The organism is Alphaproteobacteria bacterium, from assembly GCA_002869105.1.
Taxonomy (GTDB): Bacteria; Pseudomonadota; Alphaproteobacteria; order UBA7879; family UBA7879; genus UBA7879.
This window is the reverse complement of the sequence record PKTP01000007.1, coordinates 210014-228013: the sequence shown is the minus strand read 5'-3', so window position 1 is coordinate 228013 and position 18000 is coordinate 210014. Positions and strand designations below refer to the sequence as shown.

Genomic DNA, 18000 nt, shown 5'->3' with positions numbered 1-18000 from the left:
TTGGTTTATGGGCTGTATTTCCTTCTGTGTACCAGAGTTTTAGGAAAAACATTCGGGGCGATGTGCTCTGGCAATTGTGTTGAGAACGCCGTTAACAAAAACCGTTTCTTTCTGAGAGAAATATGAAGATGAAATATTAACATACTCATTTAGAATGATTTTTGCATCGAGATCCACTGAGCTGATTAATTCATAACAGGCAGCTTGCAAAATGATTTTGAGAATCATTTCAAGGCGATCAAAGTGCCATTGAGGCGGCAGGTTGTTTTTTATAAGCTCATTAATATTTTCCTTGCGTTCAAGTATTCCAAAAAATATGCTTTTGAACAAGTCTGTGTCTGGGGCGGAGAGGTCTTGATGAGACTTATCTGGGAAGTGATAGGATAAAAACTCTTGGTATGTTTGCTCTGGCGTCTGGTTTTGGTTTTCAAGTTGATACAGCGCTTGAATCGCAGAGAGACGGGCAACGGTTTTTTGCTTGTTTGACATGACTGAGGTCTAAGCAGGCTTGTTAGGGGCTAAGATGATATGTAAAAATTTACCATCTGCCTTAAGCGGAAATTCTGCTTTTCCGACTTCCATTAGATCAGCTTCGAACCGTCTGAGCATTTTTTCACCAAGTTCTTTGTGTGCTATTTCTCGGCCACGGAAACGGAGAATTGCTTTGACTTTATTGCCGCTTTCAAGAAAGGCGTAGGCTTTTTTTAATTTGACTTGATAATCATTCTCACCGGTGACAGGTCTAAGTTTTATTTCTTTAACCTCAATAACCTTTTGGTTCTTTTTAGCAGCAGCTTTTTTCTTTTGAAGTTCATACTTATACTTGCCACTATCGAGGATTTTGCAAACAGGAGGGTCTGCATTTGGCGAAATTTCGACTAAGTCAAGGCCAAGGTTTTTAGCTTTCTCAATGCCCTGGATAACGGATACAACGCCGAGCATTTCTCCATTTTGATCGATCAGTCTGATTTTTTCAGCTTTGATTTGATTGTTCATTCGAGGCCCAGTACTGGGTTTGGGGGGAGCGAAACGACTAATGATGTCCTCCTTGGTTTTTAATCATCTTGTTTTCCTTTGGTTTGTATTTTTTCAACCAGTCTAGCCACTGCTGAATCTAAATCAAGAGTATGTGATCCCTGATGGCCTAATTTTCTGATAGAAACTTGATTGTTTTGCGCTTCTCTTGGGCCAAGTACAAGGATATACGGTATCTTTTTTAAGCTATGTTCACGAATTTTGTAATTAATTTTTTCGTTCCGTGTATCAGCTTCGCAGCGAATCCCCGCATCTTGAAGTGTTTTGATCACTATATTTGTGTAGTCATCTTGATCGTTGGTGATGGGTGCAACGATTACGTGAACCGGTGCAAGCCATAATGGGATGTGGCCTGCGTGGTGTTCCAAGAAAACCCCAATAAAACGTTCGAAAGTGCCCAAGATAACCCGATGAAGCATGACGGGTATTTCTTGACTGCCATTTGAAGAAATGTACTTGGCGCCCAGCCGTTCAGGCAAAATAAAGTCTAACTGAAGCGTCCCACACTGCCAGGACCGGCCAATGGCATCTTTGATGTAAAATTCTAGTTTGGGGCCATAAAAAGCACCATCCCCTTCGTTTAGTTCATAGGGAAGCTCCAGGGTATCAATCGCACCTTTAAGCGCATTTTCAGCCTGATCCCAAGTTTCATCGGAGCCAGTACGTTTTTCAGGGCGGTCTGCAAATTTGATGGTGACATCATCGAACCCTAAATCACGATAGACATCAAATAAGAGCTTACAAAAAGCAGCTGTTTCGGATTGAATTTGCGCGGGCGTGCAGAAAATATGGGCATCATCTTGAACCATGGCTCGGACACGCATCAGGCCATGAAGGGCGCCTGAGGGTTCGTATCTGTGACAACAGCCAAACTCAGCCAGTCGAAGGGGCAGATCGCGGTAGCTCTTGATGCCTTGTTTGAACATTTCAACATGACAGGGACAGTTCATGGGTTTAAGGGCAAAGACACGTTCGTCTTCTGTTTGAGTCACAAACATGTGTTCGTGATATTTTTCCCAGTGGCCAGACTTTTCCCATAGTTTTCGATCAAGCAGTTGGGGGGTGTTGATCTCTTGGTAGCCGTTTTTGGATATTTTTTGGCGAATGTAGTGTTGAAGACCTAAATAAAGCTGCCAGCCACGTGGGTGCCAAAAAACAGATCCAGGCGCTTCTTCCTGAAGGTGAAATAAATCCATTTGTTGACCCAGTTTTCGATGGTCCCGCTTTTCAGCCTCTTCCAGGCGATATAAATAATCTTTGAGTTCTTTATCAGTGCGCCAGGACGTGCCGTATATTCTTTGCAGCTGTTCGCGTTTGGCATCACCGCGCCAATACGCCCCAGCAAGCTTCATTAGTTTAAAGGATTTACCAATTTTTTTAGTTGAAGGTGCATGGGGGCCACGACACAGGTCCAGAAAGTCCCCTTGCTTATAAACAGAAATCTCTTCATGTTCCGGCAAATCACGAATCAGCTCAGCTTTAAATATTTCACCAATCGATTCAAAATATTCAATGGCTTTATTACGCGGCCAGACAAATCGCTCTATTTTTTCGTCACGATCGACAATTTCGGCCATTCTTTTTTCAATTTTGACAAAATCTTCTGTTGTGAAGGATTGCTGACGATAAAAATCGTAATAAAAACCATTTTCAATGGCGGGCCCGATGGTCACCTGTGTTTCAGGGTAGAGCTCTTTGACGGCTTCAGCTAGTAAATGTGCTGTATCATGGCGAATCAATTCTAATGCCAAATTATCATCACGGGTGATGATCTTAAAGGTTTCATCAGAGTTGATTGGGCGTGTCAAATCCCACTGTTGATCATTAACAATTACAAATAGAGCCTTCTTGGCGAGGCCTGCGCTAATGGATTCAGCAACTTGAAGCCCGGTTGTCCCTATAGGGTATGAGCGTTCAGATTGGTCCGGAAACGTTAGATTGATCGTGTTATTATTTAAACTCATTATGAAAAATCAATAGCAGCTTACCGTTAGGAAATCAATAATATCAATTGTTGAGTAGGCAAAGACATTAAGTGTGACGGTTGTTTGTTGTGATATTTAACTATCTATAAAAATTTTCTTAAAGATTTAGCCATTTCATCAGGATCTGTTTCGTGATTAAAATGGGTGATAAATTTCCCTTTTGGTGACATGAAATAAACAATGGAGCTATGGTCTATTAGATACTCTGTTGTTTGTGACGATTCAGGGTCGACTTTCGTAGAATAAACGCGATAAGCTTTCTTTGCCTGACCTACCTGTTCTTTTGTGCCTGTTAAGGCAATAAAACTAGGGTGAAAATTTTCCATATAATCATTTAAGTTTTCAGGTGTGTCTCGAGACGGGTCAACGCTAATGAATAAGGGCTGGATCTTTTTACTTTTTGAGCCCAATTTTCCTAGGGCAGCGCTTATATTTGATAGTGCTGTTGGGCAAATATCGGGACAGTAGCTGTATCCAAAATATACTAAGAGGTGTTTATTTTTAAAGTCATGGTTGCTGCGTATTCTTTTTTTCTGGTCTACCAGTTGAAACTCGCCGCCTATCAGGGCATTCTGGCTGTGGCCTGAATCTGAATGCTGAGATGATTTGTGATTGGCAATCCGGTTAAACAAAAAAACCGCACCAAGAGTGACGAGTATCAAAGATAAAATGTGAAGCTTTTTCATAGTCTTAACCATAAAGGAAGCAGCATGGATTGTGAATTCTTTTTTTTTGATTAAAAATATAATTAAATATTATCTTGTATTTATTTATTTACTTGATACTAGTTGTTTATATTTATAGGTTATTAAAATTATGAAGAAGTATATTTTGTTTTTTTGTTTTGGTTTTTATTTGTGAAATTCAATCAATGGATCTAGAGCAAATCGCGGAAGATCAACCCAATCTGAGGCGAGGTATTGAAGAAGTACCTGCAGTAGTGCCTGACAATCAGCCACACTTACTAGTTAGACCCGTGCCAAACTTTCAGGACGTTAATCATGAAATTGACCCTGATCAACAACAAGAAAGATTGCACTTGGAAAGACTGATGGTGCGACTGCAACAGGAATCCATTGAAAAACGCCGACGTGAGAAAAGAGTAGCGCGGTTTGTTAGACCCCGTAATCATGCCCGATTCTAGAACCGCGTTGTGAGATAGGCGTAACAACCGTGCGTTCATTAATCGCTTGCCAGAGGAAGAGCAGCGCGTCAGTCGGTAGAAATATTGCTGCGACTTCTAGAAGATCGCTCCGTTTGGACCTGGAAGATGCTTGTGAGCTTGATAGATCTGCTGAATAAGAGTCTATCAAGATCTATTCGGTGTTGAAACGAGACTGATCGAACTCCATTGTTTACTCATTAATTTATAATTAAATTCTTCGATTTTGGGTGTGCATTTGATAGTATGGCTGAAAATTCTGTGTGAAAAATGTCGTTTCTATCTAGACGTATTCAAAATATCAAGCCATCTGCTACATTATCAGTGACGCAAAAAGCAAATGAACTTCGTGCTGCGGGTATTGATGTCATAAGTCTGAGTGCTGGAGAGCCTGATTTTGACACGCCAGACTTTATCAAGAAAGCAAGTTATGAGGCTCTTGAAAAAGGAGCCTCAAAGTATACGAACATTGACGGGCTTGTTGAGTTAAAGAAAGCCATTCAAAAAAAATTTTCATCTGAAAACCAAATTAATTATGAGCTTAACGAAATCATGGTGAATCCAGGAGTTAAGTTCGGTATTTATGCGGCAATGATGGCAACATTAGATGAGGGTGATGAAGTTATTATCCCGACACCCTATTGGCCTTCATACCTTGATATTGTGGTTGTTGCGGGCGGCACCCCGGTTGAAGTGTTTTGTCCGATTATGAAATTAACGGCTGATCAACTTGAAAAAGCCATAACACCAAAAACAAAATGGCTCCTGCTTAATTCACCCAGCAATCCAAGTGGGGTTGTGTATTCCCGCGAGGAGTATGAGCAGATTGCTGCAGTCCTTCGAAAGCATCCGCATGTTCATATTCTCTCTGATGAAATATACGAGCACCTTGTGTATGAGGGGGTGCGTTTTTACAGCTTTGCCCATGTTGCTCCTGACCTAAAAGACCGCACCTTAACTTTGAATGGTGTATCCAAAGCCTATGCCATGACAGGGTGGCGGATTGGCTATGCAGCTGGGTCTGTATCTCTCATTAAAGCCATGTGTAAATTACAGTCACAAAGCACCTCAAACCCAACAACAATTAGCCAACATGCTGCAATAGAGGCATTAACTGGTCCTCAAGATTGCCTGACTGAGTTTCGCGACACTTATGCTCGAAGAAGAAAGTTGATGGTTGATATGCTTCAGCAAATTAAAGGGTTTTCGTGTCAGGTCCCTGAAGGAGCTTTTTACACGTTTCCAGATATTCATGCGCTGATGGGTTTAAAGACACCCCAAGGTAAAACGTTGTCTTCTGATATTGACGTGAGTGAATATTTACTTGAAGAGGCAAGAGTTGCAACTGTGCCAGGATCAGCTTTTGGTCAGCCTCATCATTTGCGCCTTTCTTTTGCAACCAGTGATATTATCATTGAAAAAGCCCTGGATCGAATCAAGCAAGCAATCGAACAGTTACATAATTGATGTCAGTAGATACGCCCTCAAGTATAACTAAAGCAGAAATTCCTGGGCACATTCGTGGACTGAACGCCCCCCAAAAAGAAGCCGTCGAGCACCTTGAGGGCCCCTTGCTTGTGCTAGCTGGGGCTGGAACAGGTAAAACACGTGTTCTTGTTCACAGGATCAACCATATCTTTTTTGAAGGGCGGGCATGGCCCTCAGAGGTGTTAGCCGTCACCTTTACCAACAAAGCTGCTAATGAGATGCGCACACGGGTTATGGAGCACTCTGGTCAAATGTCATCAGGTCTTTGGCTCGGTACTTTTCATTCAATCAGTGTGAGAATCTTAAGGCGTCATGCAAATCTCATGGGGTACTCTGAAAGATTCAACATTATTGATACAGATGATCAATTGAGGCTGATTCGTCAGATTTTAAAGGACTCAAACCAAACCCATAGTAAAGAAGTTTGTAAACAATTTCTTGGCCACATTGAAAGCTGGAAAGATCGGGGGCTGATACCTGAAAAAGTGAGCTCGAGCCATTTGGTGAGTGATGTGCATGAGCAAGCTTTGTTTATTTACAAAACCTATCAACAACGGTTGATGGCGCTTGATGCAATGGATTTTGGAGATTTGATTCTTAACTGCTTGACCCTTTTTCAAACCCAGCCAGAAATCCTAAAAGAGTATCAAGAACGATTTAAATATATCTTGGTTGATGAATATCAAGATACCAATGTGGCGCAATATTTATGGGTTCGTATTTTAGCTCAAAAGCATCAGAATCTTTGCTGTGTGGGAGATGATGACCAATCTATTTATGGTTGGAGGGGCGCAGAGGTTGCCAATATTTTACGTTTTGAAAAGGATTTTCCTGGTACCAAAGTCGTCAGGCTGGAGCAAAATTACCGCTCGACTTATCATATACTGGCTGCAGCTTCAGCCTTAATTTCTAAAAACCAGCAAAGACTTGGAAAAACTTTGTGGACAGATGATGAAGGTGGCGAAAAGGTACATATTAAGAGCGCCTGGGATGCCAAAGAAGAAGCAAGGTGGATCGCAGAAGAAATTGAAGATCTGCAGCGTCAAAAAATAGACCTTTCTTCCATTGCGATATTGGTGCGTGCGGGTTTTCAAACACGTGAATTTGAGGAATGCTTTTTACAAATGGGGATTCCTCATCGTATTGTGGGCGGGTTCCGTTTTTATGAGCGCCAAGAAATTAGAGATGCTTTGGCTTACCTGCGCTTGATTGCCCATGATAAGGATGGTTTGGCCTTTGAGCGCATTATTAACGTGCCGAAGAGAGGGATTGGCACAGCAACGCTTCAGAAAATTCACACTTGCGCGCGTGAGAAAAATTGTTCTTTTTCTGATGCAGCGCAAAACCTTCTAGAAACAGAGCAATTAAAAGGAAAAGGGGCTGATAAGCTTCGTGAATTTTTCAGTCAGCTAGAGAACTGGCGTTCTTTTGCTTTGAATAATCCGTTGCCTGAGTTGGTGGCGCATGTGATGAAATCATCAGGCTATCAAGCGTATTGGCATCAGCAAAACAGCCTTGAATCTCGGGGGCGTTTAGAAAACATCCAAGAGCTGATTCGCGCTGTTAAGGACTATGAAACCCTTGATGATTTCCTGGAGCACGTTAGTCTGGTCATGGAAAATGTTAAGGGTATTGATCAAAGCAATGTAACAATCATGACTATTCACAGCGCTAAAGGGCTTGAGTTTGATTATGTCTTTCTCTCTGGTTGGGAAGAAGGTGTTTTTCCATCTGAAAGAAGTCGGTTGGCCAATGACTTAGAGGAAGAGCGTCGCCTTGCTTACGTGGGATTAACGCGCGCACGAAAAAAAGCCTTTATTTCTTTTGCTCTGAATAGACACTTTTTTGGTCAATGGAGTTCTAATCCACCTTCAAGGTTTATTCGAGATTTGCCGCAGGAGAATATTTTGGAGTTACCTGCGTCCTTTCAGCGGCTTAAGGGTGGTATTTCATCAGGAAAGATTCATACTCATCAAAAATTCAGCATCGGGGAGCGCGTCTTCCATGTTAAATTTGGATATGGGTTGATTACCCATGTCTCAGGTGCTCAAGTCGATGTGACATTTGATTGTACGGGGCCCAAAAAAATTCTTGAGGAATTTTTAAAAAAAACAACATAAGGAGAGTTCTGTGCAGTCTCAACCACGTCATTCAGATCGGATTTGGTCATTATTTATAAAAGTAAATGCAAACCAGATCCCACACTATCAATGTGCTTTTGAGGGATTGAATGCATCGCTGGCATGGTCTCATGATGCAACAGGGCCCGAAAAACAGCTTGAAGTTTTGCTTGCGCCAGATGAAAGACATGTAAGCGCTCAAAGTGTTAGAGAGACTGTTCAATCTCTTCTTGAGTCTTTTGATCTTCCATTTGAAGAAGTGAGCCTTAAAGAGCGCCCCACCAAAAACTGGCTGGCTGAAAATCGTAAGCAGTTTCCTCCCATCACCTGTGGCCAATTTTTTATATATCCTAGTTTTTATGAAGAGAGCTTGCCAAAAGACCATTTGACCATTCAACTTAATGCAGCGATGGCGTTTGGCAGTGGTGAGCACGAAACGACCAAGGGGTGCTTACATGGCCTTTTGCGGCTTGCAGAGAAACACTCTTTTAAAAACATTTTAGATTTAGGATGTGGCTCTGGGATTTTAGCCATTGCAGCAGCTAAGCTTTGGCCAGCATCTTCTGTGTTGGCAGCAGACTTTGATCATTTTGCCGTTAAAACAACCCAAGACAATGTCCAAACAAACCAAACGCCCCGTGTGCAAACGCTTTTCTCAGATGGCTTTCAATCGATTGAGATAAAGGACTTTGATTTAATTATTGCGAATATTCTAGCAGGTCCGTTGATCACCCTGGCGCCAGAAATTTATGCGCACTGCGCAGAAGATGGGAGGGTTATTCTATCGGGTCTTCTGAACTGGCAAGAAAGAGATGTTGCTTCTGCATATGAAAAAGCTGGGTTTGAATTACTTGAAAATTTTGTTGTTAAAGAGTGGGCCACGCTTGTTTTTTCAAAAATAGCAAAATAATCATGACCTTTTCAAAACTGGAAAACCTGAGAAATTCGATGAGGAATGCGCATCTTGATGCCTTCCTTGTCCCAATGACCGACCGATTTCAAAATGAATATCTGCCGGAAGATCAAAGAAGAATTGCATGGCTGACAGAATTTTCTGGGTCTGCGGGATATGTCATCGTAACTGTACATCAAGCGGTTCTTTTTGTTGATAGCAGATATACAGAGCAAGCACATCAGCAGGTTGATTTAAAAGAAATACACATCAATTCATTAAGATCAGGTGCAATCACAAGCTGGCTATGTTCTGAATTAGACATGAATGCGCGCATTGGGTTTGATCCTTGGCTTCATTCTATTAATGAAATAAAGCATTTAAAAAAAGTATGTGCCAAGAAGAATCTTAGCTTCATTTCGTTAGCTCAAAATCCCATCGATCAAATGTGGATTGACCAGCCAAAGCCAAATGGGAAGCCAGCTTACATGCTTGATTTATCAGAATTTGGGGCACCAACATTTGAAAAAATAGGACAACTGATCAGTGTTTTGATAAAGAGAGGCGTTGATTGCCCAGCCCTTATTTGTGATGTGACTGCGAGTAATTGGCTTTTGAATATGCGTGGTTATGACTCACCCTATACCCCTGTTTTTTTTTAACTATACCCTGATCACGGAAAAGGGGGCAGTAGAGGTTTTTACCAATCTAGAGCAAGTTTCAGAAAGGATCCAATGTATCTTGAAAGAAAAGGTGCTATTCCGTGATTGGGCTGAATTTGAGGTGTCTTTAAAAAAGCATAAAAAACTATATCTTCCCTCTGAACATGTGCCCGAGGCGATTAGAGAAAAGTGTGAAAAAAATGATGTTTTTTATACGTTGGGGGATGATTTTTACAGCGCTAGCAAAGCGCAAAAGAATAAAGTTGAAATAAATAAGATGCGCGAATGCCACATGATTGATGGGTTGGCTGTTACGCGCTTTCTTTATTTTCTGCAAACGTTGACATCTTTTGATGATATTACAGAACTTTCAGCTGCTAAAACTTTAGAAGATTTTCGTAAAAAGTCACAACAGTATTTGAGTCCTAGTTTTTCAACAATTTCGGCACTGGGAGAACATGCTGCTTTGCCGCATTATATGCCATCTGAAAAAACAAATGCTTCCCTTAGAAAAGACATGGTTTATTTGTTTGATTCAGGCGGTCAGTATACCAATGGAACAACGGATATCACCCGCACGATATTCCTTGGGGACAATCCTAGCCCATTACTCAAAAAGCATTATACACTTGTTTTAAAAGGCCATATCGCCCTTGCCAGGGCGCATTTCCCCAAAGGCACGAGTGGAGTTCAGTTGGATGTTTTGGCCCGACAATTTTTATGGAAAGAAGGATTGGATTATGGACATGGAACTGGGCATGGTGTTGGTTATCGGCTCAATGTTCACGAAGGGCCTCAGTCTATCAGACCGCGGGCACAGAATCAACCACCACTAGTTGAAGGTGTGGTTTTAAGCAATGAGCCAGGGTATTATCAAAAAGGTGCGTATGGCATCCGCCTAGAAAATTTAATGGTTGTTGAAAAGAGTTTAGTAAACCAAGATTTTTTATGTTTTGACACCCTTTCTTTGGCACCATTTGATAGAATTTTGATTGATGAAGCCATACTTACTCAAGATGAAAAAGAGTGGGTTAATGCCTATCACCAACAGGTTTTTAAAACACATAGAGATTTTTTGAGCGGTACTGAGAAAGGTTGGCTTCAGCACATAACTGTACCGATTTTATAACCCGTTAACGTCTTATTTTTTAAGCTTTTGATCGGCTTTTTCATCACTAAGCCATATACCTTCTTCAACAAATGTTTGCTTTTGTAACGCGGCGCGTTGACCACAATAAGAATGGGGAAGATTTGAGGCTTGAAGAAAATGGAAGCCTTTAAACAAGATGTTTTGGGACTTACAATATGTTTGTAAATCCAAAATTTGTTCAAGTCGATCATCAACGAATCTAATTTTTTCCGGTTTTGTGTTTCGCCTTTTTATAAGGGCATCCAGAGTTTGACTTTTGGAATGCCCCCCGGTGAACAGAGCTCCTTGATAGAGAGTGGCTGCATTCACATGCTTTTCTTGAATAAGAATTTCAGCCTTGTCACTAGGAGTGTTAGGATAGAATGACACACCAAGATCGTTTAATTCTGTTAAACGCCACTCTTCAACCGATTCAATGGACCCAAAAGAACCGGTATCCATTTTGGTCAGAGCTAAAACTGTTTTTTCGCTTTCTTGATATTTCTTCAAAATTTCAAGCCACAAAGGATCAACTAATTCTACGTCACGATGCAGTCTGAAAGCGCTCAGAAATTGTTGGAATAGCTGCGTCTGTTCTGGACCATTTTTTTTGACTTTCTTTTTAAAGTCATCAATGACTTCAGCAAAAGGATTTAATTCTTTGGGGGCCCTGAAAACGCTATCTTTGGGATGGATAAGCGTGCCATCAACATCTAGGAGTAGCCAGCTTTGATGATCTTCAGGCAGAAGATCATCATAAATTTCAAAGAGGGTATTAGCCTTTATAATTGATGTCATTTAATTGTTTGTAAGTATTTCTCAGCATCCAGCGCAGCCATACAGCCTTGACCAGCAGCCGTCACTGCTTGACGATAAACTTTATCTTGAACATCACCAGCTGCATATATACCTGGAATTTCTGTTTGGGTTGTGCCGGGCTTAACGTTTAAGTAGCCAGTTTCATCCATGGAGAGGATTTCTTTGAAGAGCTCTGTCTGAGGTGTATGACCGATAGCAATAAAAACACCATCGATATCTTCAGTGCGTATATCTCCTGTTTTGACATTTTTTAATTTTATCCCAGTGACTTTTTTCGGATTCTCGTCACCGATGATTTCTTCAACCTCATGATCCCAAATCACTGAAATTTTATCATGAGAGAGTAGCCGTTTGGCTAACATTTTTTCTGCTCTGAGTTGATCGCGCCGATGTACGAGCGTTACATGAGAGGCATGGTTGGTCATATACAAAGCCTCTTCAACGGCTGAATTTCCGCCACCTATAATCATTACTTTTTGATTTTTGAAAAAAAAGCCATCACAGGTTGCACATGCAGAAACACCATGCCCTTGAAATTTTTTTTCAGAAGGAATATCAAGCCATTTAGCCTTGGCGCCAGTAGATATAATAACACTGTCGGCTGTATATGTTTTGCCACCATCTGTTTCAACGACAAAAGGACGATTGGAAAAATTAACTTTACTGACCATATCATGGACAATCCGAGTGCCAACATTTTCGGCTTGTTTTTTCATTTGCTCCATGAGCCAAGGGCCTTGAACGACGGATTCAAATCCAGGGAAGTTTTCTACATCCGTTGTAATCATCAGCTGTCCACCAGGCTCATAGCCAGCAATTTGTATCGGCTCTAGGCCAGCCCGTGCAGCGTAAATGGCAGCTGTGTAGCCCGCAGGACCACTGCCAATGATGATAATTTTTGCATGATCAGATGCATTCATATGTAACTCCTATAACTTCCTAAAACATAGGGCAAACCTTGTCTTTTGTCTACAGAGAGAGGCGCCCTAAATTACTTTTTCAATCTTGGAGAGAAACATGATACAAATGACGTAAATTTTTAACGGAGTTTTTTTGGTGTCAACTGTTCAAGAGCAAATTAAAAATCTGATTGAAAGCCATGATGTTGTCCTTTTTATGAAAGGGCAGAAGGACTTTCCTCAGTGTGGTTTTTCAAGTGTTGTTTCTCAAATTCTTCAACGATTGAACGTTGAATTTCATGACGTCAATGTGCTGGAGGATATGGAAATTCGAGAGGGGATTAAAGTCTATTCTGATTGGCCGACCATACCCCAGCTTTATGTTAAAAAAGAGTTCATCGGGGGTTGTGATATTGTCCGAGAAATGTATGAATCTGGGGAACTGAAAGAAGTTCTGGAAAAATAATTGACTATTGAAGGATTAAAAAATGGCTTGTGATATTTCTCCAGAAAATCAAAGTGAAATTCGTATTGCAAAGGTTCGAAGGCTGCGAGAAGCCGGGCAAGAGCCCTACGCTTACCTGTTCAAAAAAAGCCATGGTCTGGATCAGCTTCAGGAGATGTACCGTGATCTTGCCAATGAACAGGTTACAACAGACTCTGTTATCGTTGCAGGCCGTATCATGGCCATTCGTAATAGTGGTATGTTTATTGTTTTACAGGATAGTCATGATCAAATTCAGATTTTTTCTCATAAAAATAATTTAACTGAAAGTCAGTTAAATGCCATTAAGGATTTGGATTTGGGAGATTGGATTGGAGTTCAGGGAATTGTTCGGCGTACGCCACGTGGGGAGCTGACTATTAACGCTACCGATGTGACGCTTCTTTCAAAGGCACTCCAGACACTTCCTGATAAATATCATGGTCTAACGCATATTGAGACAAGATATCGTCAACGTTACCTGGACTTGATTGTAAATCAAGAAAGCCGCGACCGTTTGAGGGTGCGCTCAATGTTGATTCAGAAAATGCGCCAAGAACTGTACAAGCGAGATTTTATAGAAGTGGAAACACCCATGCTTCATACCATCGCTGGTGGAGCAGCAGCAAAGCCTTTTTGTACCTATCACAATGCTTTACATGCTGATATGTTTTTGCGGATTGCCCCTGAATTACATCTTAAGAGACTTATTATTGGTGGGTTGTCAGAGCGCGTATTTGAGATTAACCGTTGCTTTCGAAACGAAGGTCTCTCCCCCAAGCATAATCCAGAGTTTACAACGCTGGAGCTTTATCAGGCTTATGCTGATTATCAAGATATGATGGATTTAACGGAGACATTGATTGCGTATCTTGCATCAGAAGTCTGTGGCTCAGCTCAAGTAACATATGGAAATCATCAGATCAACTTGGCGGCTCCTTGGCGGCGCATGTCAATGGCAGAGCTCGTTGCCGAAAAAACAGGCATTGATTTCCTTAAAATTCAAAGTGATGATGAGGCGCGTAAGGCTGTGATGAGTAAGGGATTTGCTTCTAAACCCTCGGAAACTTGGGGTATTTTGTTGGCGCGTTTATTTGAGGAAACGGTTGAAGATGATCTGATTCAGCCGATTCATGTAACAGATTTTCCGCTTGATGTTTCACCACTTGCCAAGCGTCATCGCACGGATGCACGCCTAACAGAGCGGTTTGAAACATATGTCAATGGTTGGGAAATTGCCAATGCTTTTTCTGAATTGACAGATCCTATTGACCAGAAAGAGCGGTTTGAAAAACAGGTTGCAAACAAAAATGCCGGCGATGAAGAGGCGCATCCAATGGATGAAGATTTCATTAAAGCACTGGAATATGGGATGCCACCAACGGGAGGCCTTGGTATTGGTATTGATCGTCTGGTCATGCTGTTAACAAATGCATCAAGCATTCGCGATGTTATTGCCTTTCCAACCATGAAACCAATTAAAAAAGGCGAACAAAAGTCATGAGCCGTCGCACTAAAATTGTTACAACGATTGGTCCTGCATCAAGCTCAATGGAGATGATTGAGCGATTCTTCGATCTAGGTGTTAATGTGTTTCGTTTGAATTTTTCTCATGGAACGCACCAAGATCACTTTGATGTGGTTAAGAAAATTCGCACAGTCGAAAAGCATAAAAATAAGATTGTTGCAATTTTAGCTGATCTTCAAGGGCCAAAGCTCAGAGTCGGCAAGTTTAAATCTTCGCCAATTTCTCTGAAAGAGGGGCAACAGTTCAGACTTGATCTTGATTCTGAACTGGGAGATCAAAATCGTGTGCCTTTCCCTCATCCTGAAGTTATCGAGAGTTTAGATGTGGGGCATCGTTTGTTATTGGATGATGGAAAAATTCGATTGCGTGTGACCCGTGTCAACGATCAATCCATTGAGACAATTGTTGAGGTGTCAGGCCAGCTTTCAAATAATAAAGGTGTCAATATTCCAGATACCAATTTGAAAAAATCTGCATTGACTGAAAAAGATCTCAAAGATATTGAATTCATTAAAACGCTTGATGTTGATTATGTTGCACAGTCGTTTGTGCAATCAGCTTTAGATGTGAAGGCTCTACGTGCTCTTATTGGTAATCAGTATAAAATTATTGCCAAAATTGAAAAGCCACAGGCGCTTTTAGAAATTGACGAAATAATAACCATCTCTGATGGAATCATGGTAGCCCGGGGCGACTTAGGTGTCGAAATGGACCTGGCTCACGTTCCTATTACGCAAAAATCTCTCGTTGCCAAAGCTCGTGAAAATTATAAGCCCGTGATTGTTGCAACTCAAATGCTTGAGTCTATGATACAAGCTTCAACCCCAACACGTGCAGAGGTTTCTGATGTGGCCAATGCCGTTTTTGATGGCGCCGATGCCGTTATGCTCTCAGCTGAGTCAGCAGCCGGTCAGTATCCAAGCGAGGCTGTGTATATCATGTCTCAAATTCTTGAAGCCACCGAGTCAGATCCAATCTATCAAACATCGATGATGGATGTGAAAGGTGAGCCTGTTCTTCCAAGTCAAGCCATGGCAGCAGCTGCGCATCATTTGGCAGAGAATATGCAAGCGTGTGCTATCATTTGTTCAACTCTAACGGGTGCGACGGCTCTTCGGGTGGCTCACTTTCGAGGGCATATACCTATTTATGCGATGACGCCTGACATGAAAACAGCACGGTCTTTGTCTTTGATTTGGGGAGTGTCTTCTGTCATGTGTCAGGGCCACGATCGATTTGATCAGTTCATAGATGAAGCATTTTCTTATATTTTGAAGCAAAACATTGCCTGTTCAGGTGACAAGGTGATTGTCACAGGGGGGAGCCCGGTTGGTCGTGCGGGCCAAACAAATTTGATTCAAGTCCTGGAAATAGATTAGAGCTCTATGAAAAAAACACCTCATAAAAATGATTGGATATATGGTGTCCATGCGTGCTTAGGGGCTCTTAGAAACTCAAAGCGTCTATGTCATGGTCTTTATACAGATCTATCTTTTTCTGATTTAGAGATTTTGGAACAGGCAAAAAAAAGAAAAATCCCCATCCACAAATGTGATGTCAAATCATTTGAACATAAATTGCCTCCTGGCGCTGTCCATCAAGGAGTTGCACTGAATGTCGATCCACTGCCTCTGTCCCATTTGCCTGAAGTTATTGAAAAATTTCCCGAAAGGGGAATGGTGTGCGTCTTGGATCAAATCACGGATCCTCAAAATTTAGGAGCAATCATCCGCTCAGCTGTTGCGTTTGGCGTTCGGGCGTTAATACTCCCTAAGCATCAATCGGCACCGATAACTGGAACTGTGGCAAAAGCGGCTTCTGGGGCTTTGGAGCTGATATCTCTTTGTCAGGTCAGCAATCTTGACAGCGCTTTGGATGCTCTGAAGAAAAATAATTTTTGGGTTTATGGTTTAGATGAGGCTGGCGAAGAAATGGAGACAATAGACTTTCCAGAGAGGGTGGTTGTTGTCCTTGGAGCAGAAGGAGAAGGGCTTAGAAGATTAACAACGGAAAAATGCGATCAACTGATTAAAATCTCAACAGCGGCAGATTTTAGCACCCTTAATGCCTCAAATGCTGCAGCAGTTGTCATCCATCAATGTTTCATAAAAATGGGACTTGGCCAATGATGATAGCTGTTCTTCTATCTTTAGCGAGCTACCTTTTGGGCTCTGTGCCAACGGGGTTCGTTTTGGTGTCCCTATTGCACGGCAAAGATATTCGTAAGCAGGGATCTGGTAATATAGGGGCAACCAATGTTTGGCGAAGCTATGGAGCGACTCTGGGTATTTTAACTTTTGTGATCGATGCCTTGAAGGCGGCAGCGGCCATATTTTTAGTTCAGGGCTTCTGGCCAGATGTAAGCTATAAATTATTATTTTTCATCGGCTTTTTTGCCTTTCTAGGGCATGTTTTTTCTCCTTGGCTCAACTTTAAGGGAGGCAAAGGAATTGCAACACTTTTTGGATGGATGCTTGCCTGGAATGCATGGATTTTCATCGGGATGGCAGCAGTATGGAGCTTTATATACCTTCTTTTAAGGCACTCATTTATCGCGGGGCTTGCTTGTGCAACTTATGTAGCTATTGGATCTATATACTTTTGTTTTAGTGTGGAGATTGCTATAGGATCGCTGCTTCTTTGGTCGATTGTTTTATATCGTCATCAGAAAAATATTCGTGACTACATGAGAAAAAGGGCAAATGTGTGACTAGCAGTTGTTCCTATGTCTTAGCCATTAGCCAAACACCACGCATTAGGCCTGTGACATTTTCTGCGCTTTTGGAAGAGCACCAGTCAATTGAAGCGGTTTATCAATATTTGATAGATGAACCTAAATACAAAATCAAACCAGATCTCAAGGCTGCCGAGGATATGCGCCTCAGAGCACAAAAAGAGAAGGTTGAAGTATGCACACTCTTAGATGTTGACTACCCAGATTTGCTTTCCTCGGTCAGGGATGCGCCCCCTGTTTTGTTTCTAAAAGGCAACCGTGCTTTGCTTGCCAAAAACCAAATTGCCATCGTTGGAGCCAGGCAAGCATCCATCGCAGGGCAAAAAATAGCTTATTCCATATCCTTGCACTTGACCTCTTCTGGATATTCAACGGTTTCTGGTTTTGCCAGAGGGATTGATTATTCAGTACATAAGGGAGCGCAAGATCATGGATCCATTGCTGTTTTTGCTGGCGGTATTGATCAAGTCTTTCCTCCCGAGCATATCAAATATGTGGATGAATTTTTAGAAACAGGCCTCATTATTAGTGAAATGCCTCTGGGTCATAAACCGGTTCAACAGAATTTTCCTAGGAGAAATCGAATTATTTCTGATTTATCGAGGGCCGTGATTGTTGTTGAAGCAGCGTATCAATCAGGCTCTTTACTCACGGCTTCATATGCACTGGAGCAAGGAAGGGAAGTGGGTGCTGTGCCAGGATCTCCACTGGACCCAAGATGTAAGGGAAGCAATAAACTTTTGCGCGAAGGCGCTCATTTCATTGAAAATGCCTGGGATGCGATGGATTTGCTCGGAAATTCGGATAGAGTTGAGCAAAAAAAAAGATTGCTCTGATGAGAATGCTGTGACAAATACATCAGCTACGACAAACATTGATCTTGAAGAGACCATTATATCTTTGCTAGGTTACTCCCCAACCGAGATTAATGAGTTGCTAAACCAGATTCCGGCCCAAGCGCATGAAGCACTTGGAGTCATTAGTGCTCTTGAGCTGGCCGGTAAAATCGTAAGGGGCGCAGGCAATGAAATTTCATTGAGGCCACCGCTGTAAAGAGGAGCAG

The 18000-nt window shown here is 41.8% G+C and carries 19 protein-coding genes; 13 read left to right on the top strand and 6 right to left on the bottom strand.

The window, feature by feature from the left end:
* Positions 1–39 precede the first annotated feature (39 nt).
* The 4 genes from nusB to C0582_04145 all read right to left on the bottom strand — a co-directional run bounded on the left by nusB (position 40) and on the right by C0582_04145 (position 3718).
* The gene (nusB, locus tag C0582_04160; GenBank protein PLX29729.1) at positions 40–489 is read right to left on the bottom strand and encodes a transcription antitermination factor NusB; all 450 of its coding nucleotides are present in this window, start codon (positions 487–489) and stop codon (positions 40–42) included.
* Positions 490–498: 9 nt separating this feature from the next.
* Positions 499–996 (bottom strand): translation initiation factor IF-3, encoded by a 498-nt coding sequence (locus C0582_04155; protein PLX29728.1) that lies wholly within the window; start codon positions 994–996, stop codon positions 499–501.
* 59 nt (positions 997–1055) lie between these two features.
* On the bottom strand, positions 1056–2999 hold the full coding sequence (locus C0582_04150) for a threonine--tRNA ligase (protein PLX29727.1): 1944 nt from the start codon (positions 2997–2999) through the stop codon (positions 1056–1058).
* A gap of 104 nt (positions 3000–3103) precedes the next feature.
* Positions 3104–3718 carry an SCO family protein gene (locus C0582_04145; GenBank protein ID PLX29726.1) on the bottom strand — a complete coding sequence of 205 codons (615 nt, stop codon included), beginning with the start codon at positions 3716–3718 and terminating at the stop codon, positions 3104–3106.
* A 146-nt stretch (positions 3719–3864) separates the two neighbouring features.
* On the opposite strand from C0582_04145, the gene C0582_04140 reads away from it, so the two are divergent.
* The 6 genes from C0582_04140 (at position 3865) to C0582_04115 (ending at position 10473) form a co-directional block, all read left to right on the top strand.
* Complete coding sequence (locus C0582_04140; protein ID PLX29725.1) at positions 3865–4164, top strand: hypothetical protein; 300 nt, start codon at positions 3865–3867, stop codon at positions 4162–4164.
* Between the two features lie 288 nt (positions 4165–4452).
* Positions 4453–5649 (top strand): aspartate aminotransferase, encoded by a 1197-nt coding sequence (locus C0582_04135; GenBank protein PLX29724.1) that lies wholly within the window; start codon positions 4453–4455, stop codon positions 5647–5649.
* On the top strand, positions 5649–7790 hold the full coding sequence (locus C0582_04130) for a DNA helicase II (GenBank protein ID PLX29723.1): 2142 nt from the start codon (positions 5649–5651) through the stop codon (positions 7788–7790). Before C0582_04135 ends, C0582_04130 begins: the two co-directional genes overlap by 1 nt.
* Before the next feature lie 10 nt (positions 7791–7800).
* Positions 7801–8700 (top strand): 50S ribosomal protein L11 methyltransferase, encoded by a 900-nt coding sequence (locus tag C0582_04125; GenBank protein ID PLX29722.1) that lies wholly within the window; start codon positions 7801–7803, stop codon positions 8698–8700.
* A gap of 2 nt (positions 8701–8702) precedes the next feature.
* Entirely contained in the window at positions 8703–9344 is a 642-nt protein-coding gene (locus C0582_04120; protein ID PLX29721.1) for a hypothetical protein, read from the top strand.
* Positions 9313–10473, top strand: a complete 1161-nt coding sequence (locus C0582_04115) for an X-Pro aminopeptidase (protein PLX29720.1) — start codon at positions 9313–9315, stop codon at positions 10471–10473. The genes C0582_04120 and C0582_04115 overlap by 32 nt, the downstream gene beginning before the upstream one ends.
* 12 nt (positions 10474–10485) lie before the next feature.
* On the opposite strand, the gene C0582_04110 is transcribed toward C0582_04115, so the two are convergent.
* Both C0582_04110 and trxB read right to left on the bottom strand, forming a co-directional pair.
* Entirely contained in the window at positions 10486–11271 is a 786-nt protein-coding gene (locus C0582_04110) for a hypothetical protein (protein PLX29719.1), read from the bottom strand.
* Positions 11268–12212 carry a thioredoxin-disulfide reductase gene (gene trxB, locus C0582_04105; protein PLX29718.1) on the bottom strand — a complete coding sequence of 315 codons (945 nt, stop codon included), beginning with the start codon at positions 12210–12212 and terminating at the stop codon, positions 11268–11270. The genes C0582_04110 and trxB overlap by 4 nt, the downstream gene beginning before the upstream one ends.
* Positions 12213–12345: 133 nt before the next feature.
* Between trxB and grxD the strand changes: the two genes are divergently transcribed.
* Genes grxD through C0582_04070 form a run of 7 tightly spaced genes read left to right on the top strand, consistent with a single transcriptional unit; the run spans position 12346 to position 17990 of the window.
* Entirely contained in the window at positions 12346–12657 is a 312-nt protein-coding gene (grxD, locus tag C0582_04100; GenBank protein ID PLX29717.1) for a monothiol glutaredoxin, Grx4 family, read from the top strand.
* Positions 12658–12679: 22 nt separating this feature from the next.
* Complete coding sequence (gene lysS / locus C0582_04095; GenBank protein ID PLX29716.1) at positions 12680–14179, top strand: lysine--tRNA ligase; 1500 nt, start codon at positions 12680–12682, stop codon at positions 14177–14179.
* A complete protein-coding gene (gene pyk, locus C0582_04090) occupies positions 14176–15582 on the top strand; it encodes a pyruvate kinase (GenBank protein ID PLX29715.1) in 1407 nt (468 codons plus the stop codon). Before lysS ends, pyk begins: the two co-directional genes overlap by 4 nt.
* A gap of 6 nt (positions 15583–15588) precedes the next feature.
* Entirely contained in the window at positions 15589–16332 is a 744-nt protein-coding gene (locus C0582_04085) for a 23S rRNA (guanosine(2251)-2'-O)-methyltransferase RlmB (protein PLX29714.1), read from the top strand.
* The gene (gene plsY / locus C0582_04080; protein PLX29713.1) at positions 16302–16913 is read left to right on the top strand and encodes an acyl-phosphate glycerol 3-phosphate acyltransferase; all 612 of its coding nucleotides are present in this window, start codon (positions 16302–16304) and stop codon (positions 16911–16913) included. Before C0582_04085 ends, plsY begins: the two co-directional genes overlap by 31 nt.
* Before the next feature lie 53 nt (positions 16914–16966).
* Positions 16967–17773 (top strand): DNA-protecting protein DprA, encoded by an 807-nt coding sequence (gene dprA / locus C0582_04075; protein ID PLX29712.1) that lies wholly within the window; start codon positions 16967–16969, stop codon positions 17771–17773.
* The gene (locus tag C0582_04070; GenBank protein ID PLX29711.1) at positions 17748–17990 is read left to right on the top strand and encodes a hypothetical protein; all 243 of its coding nucleotides are present in this window, start codon (positions 17748–17750) and stop codon (positions 17988–17990) included. Before dprA ends, C0582_04070 begins: the two co-directional genes overlap by 26 nt.
* Positions 17991–18000 lie beyond the last annotated feature (10 nt).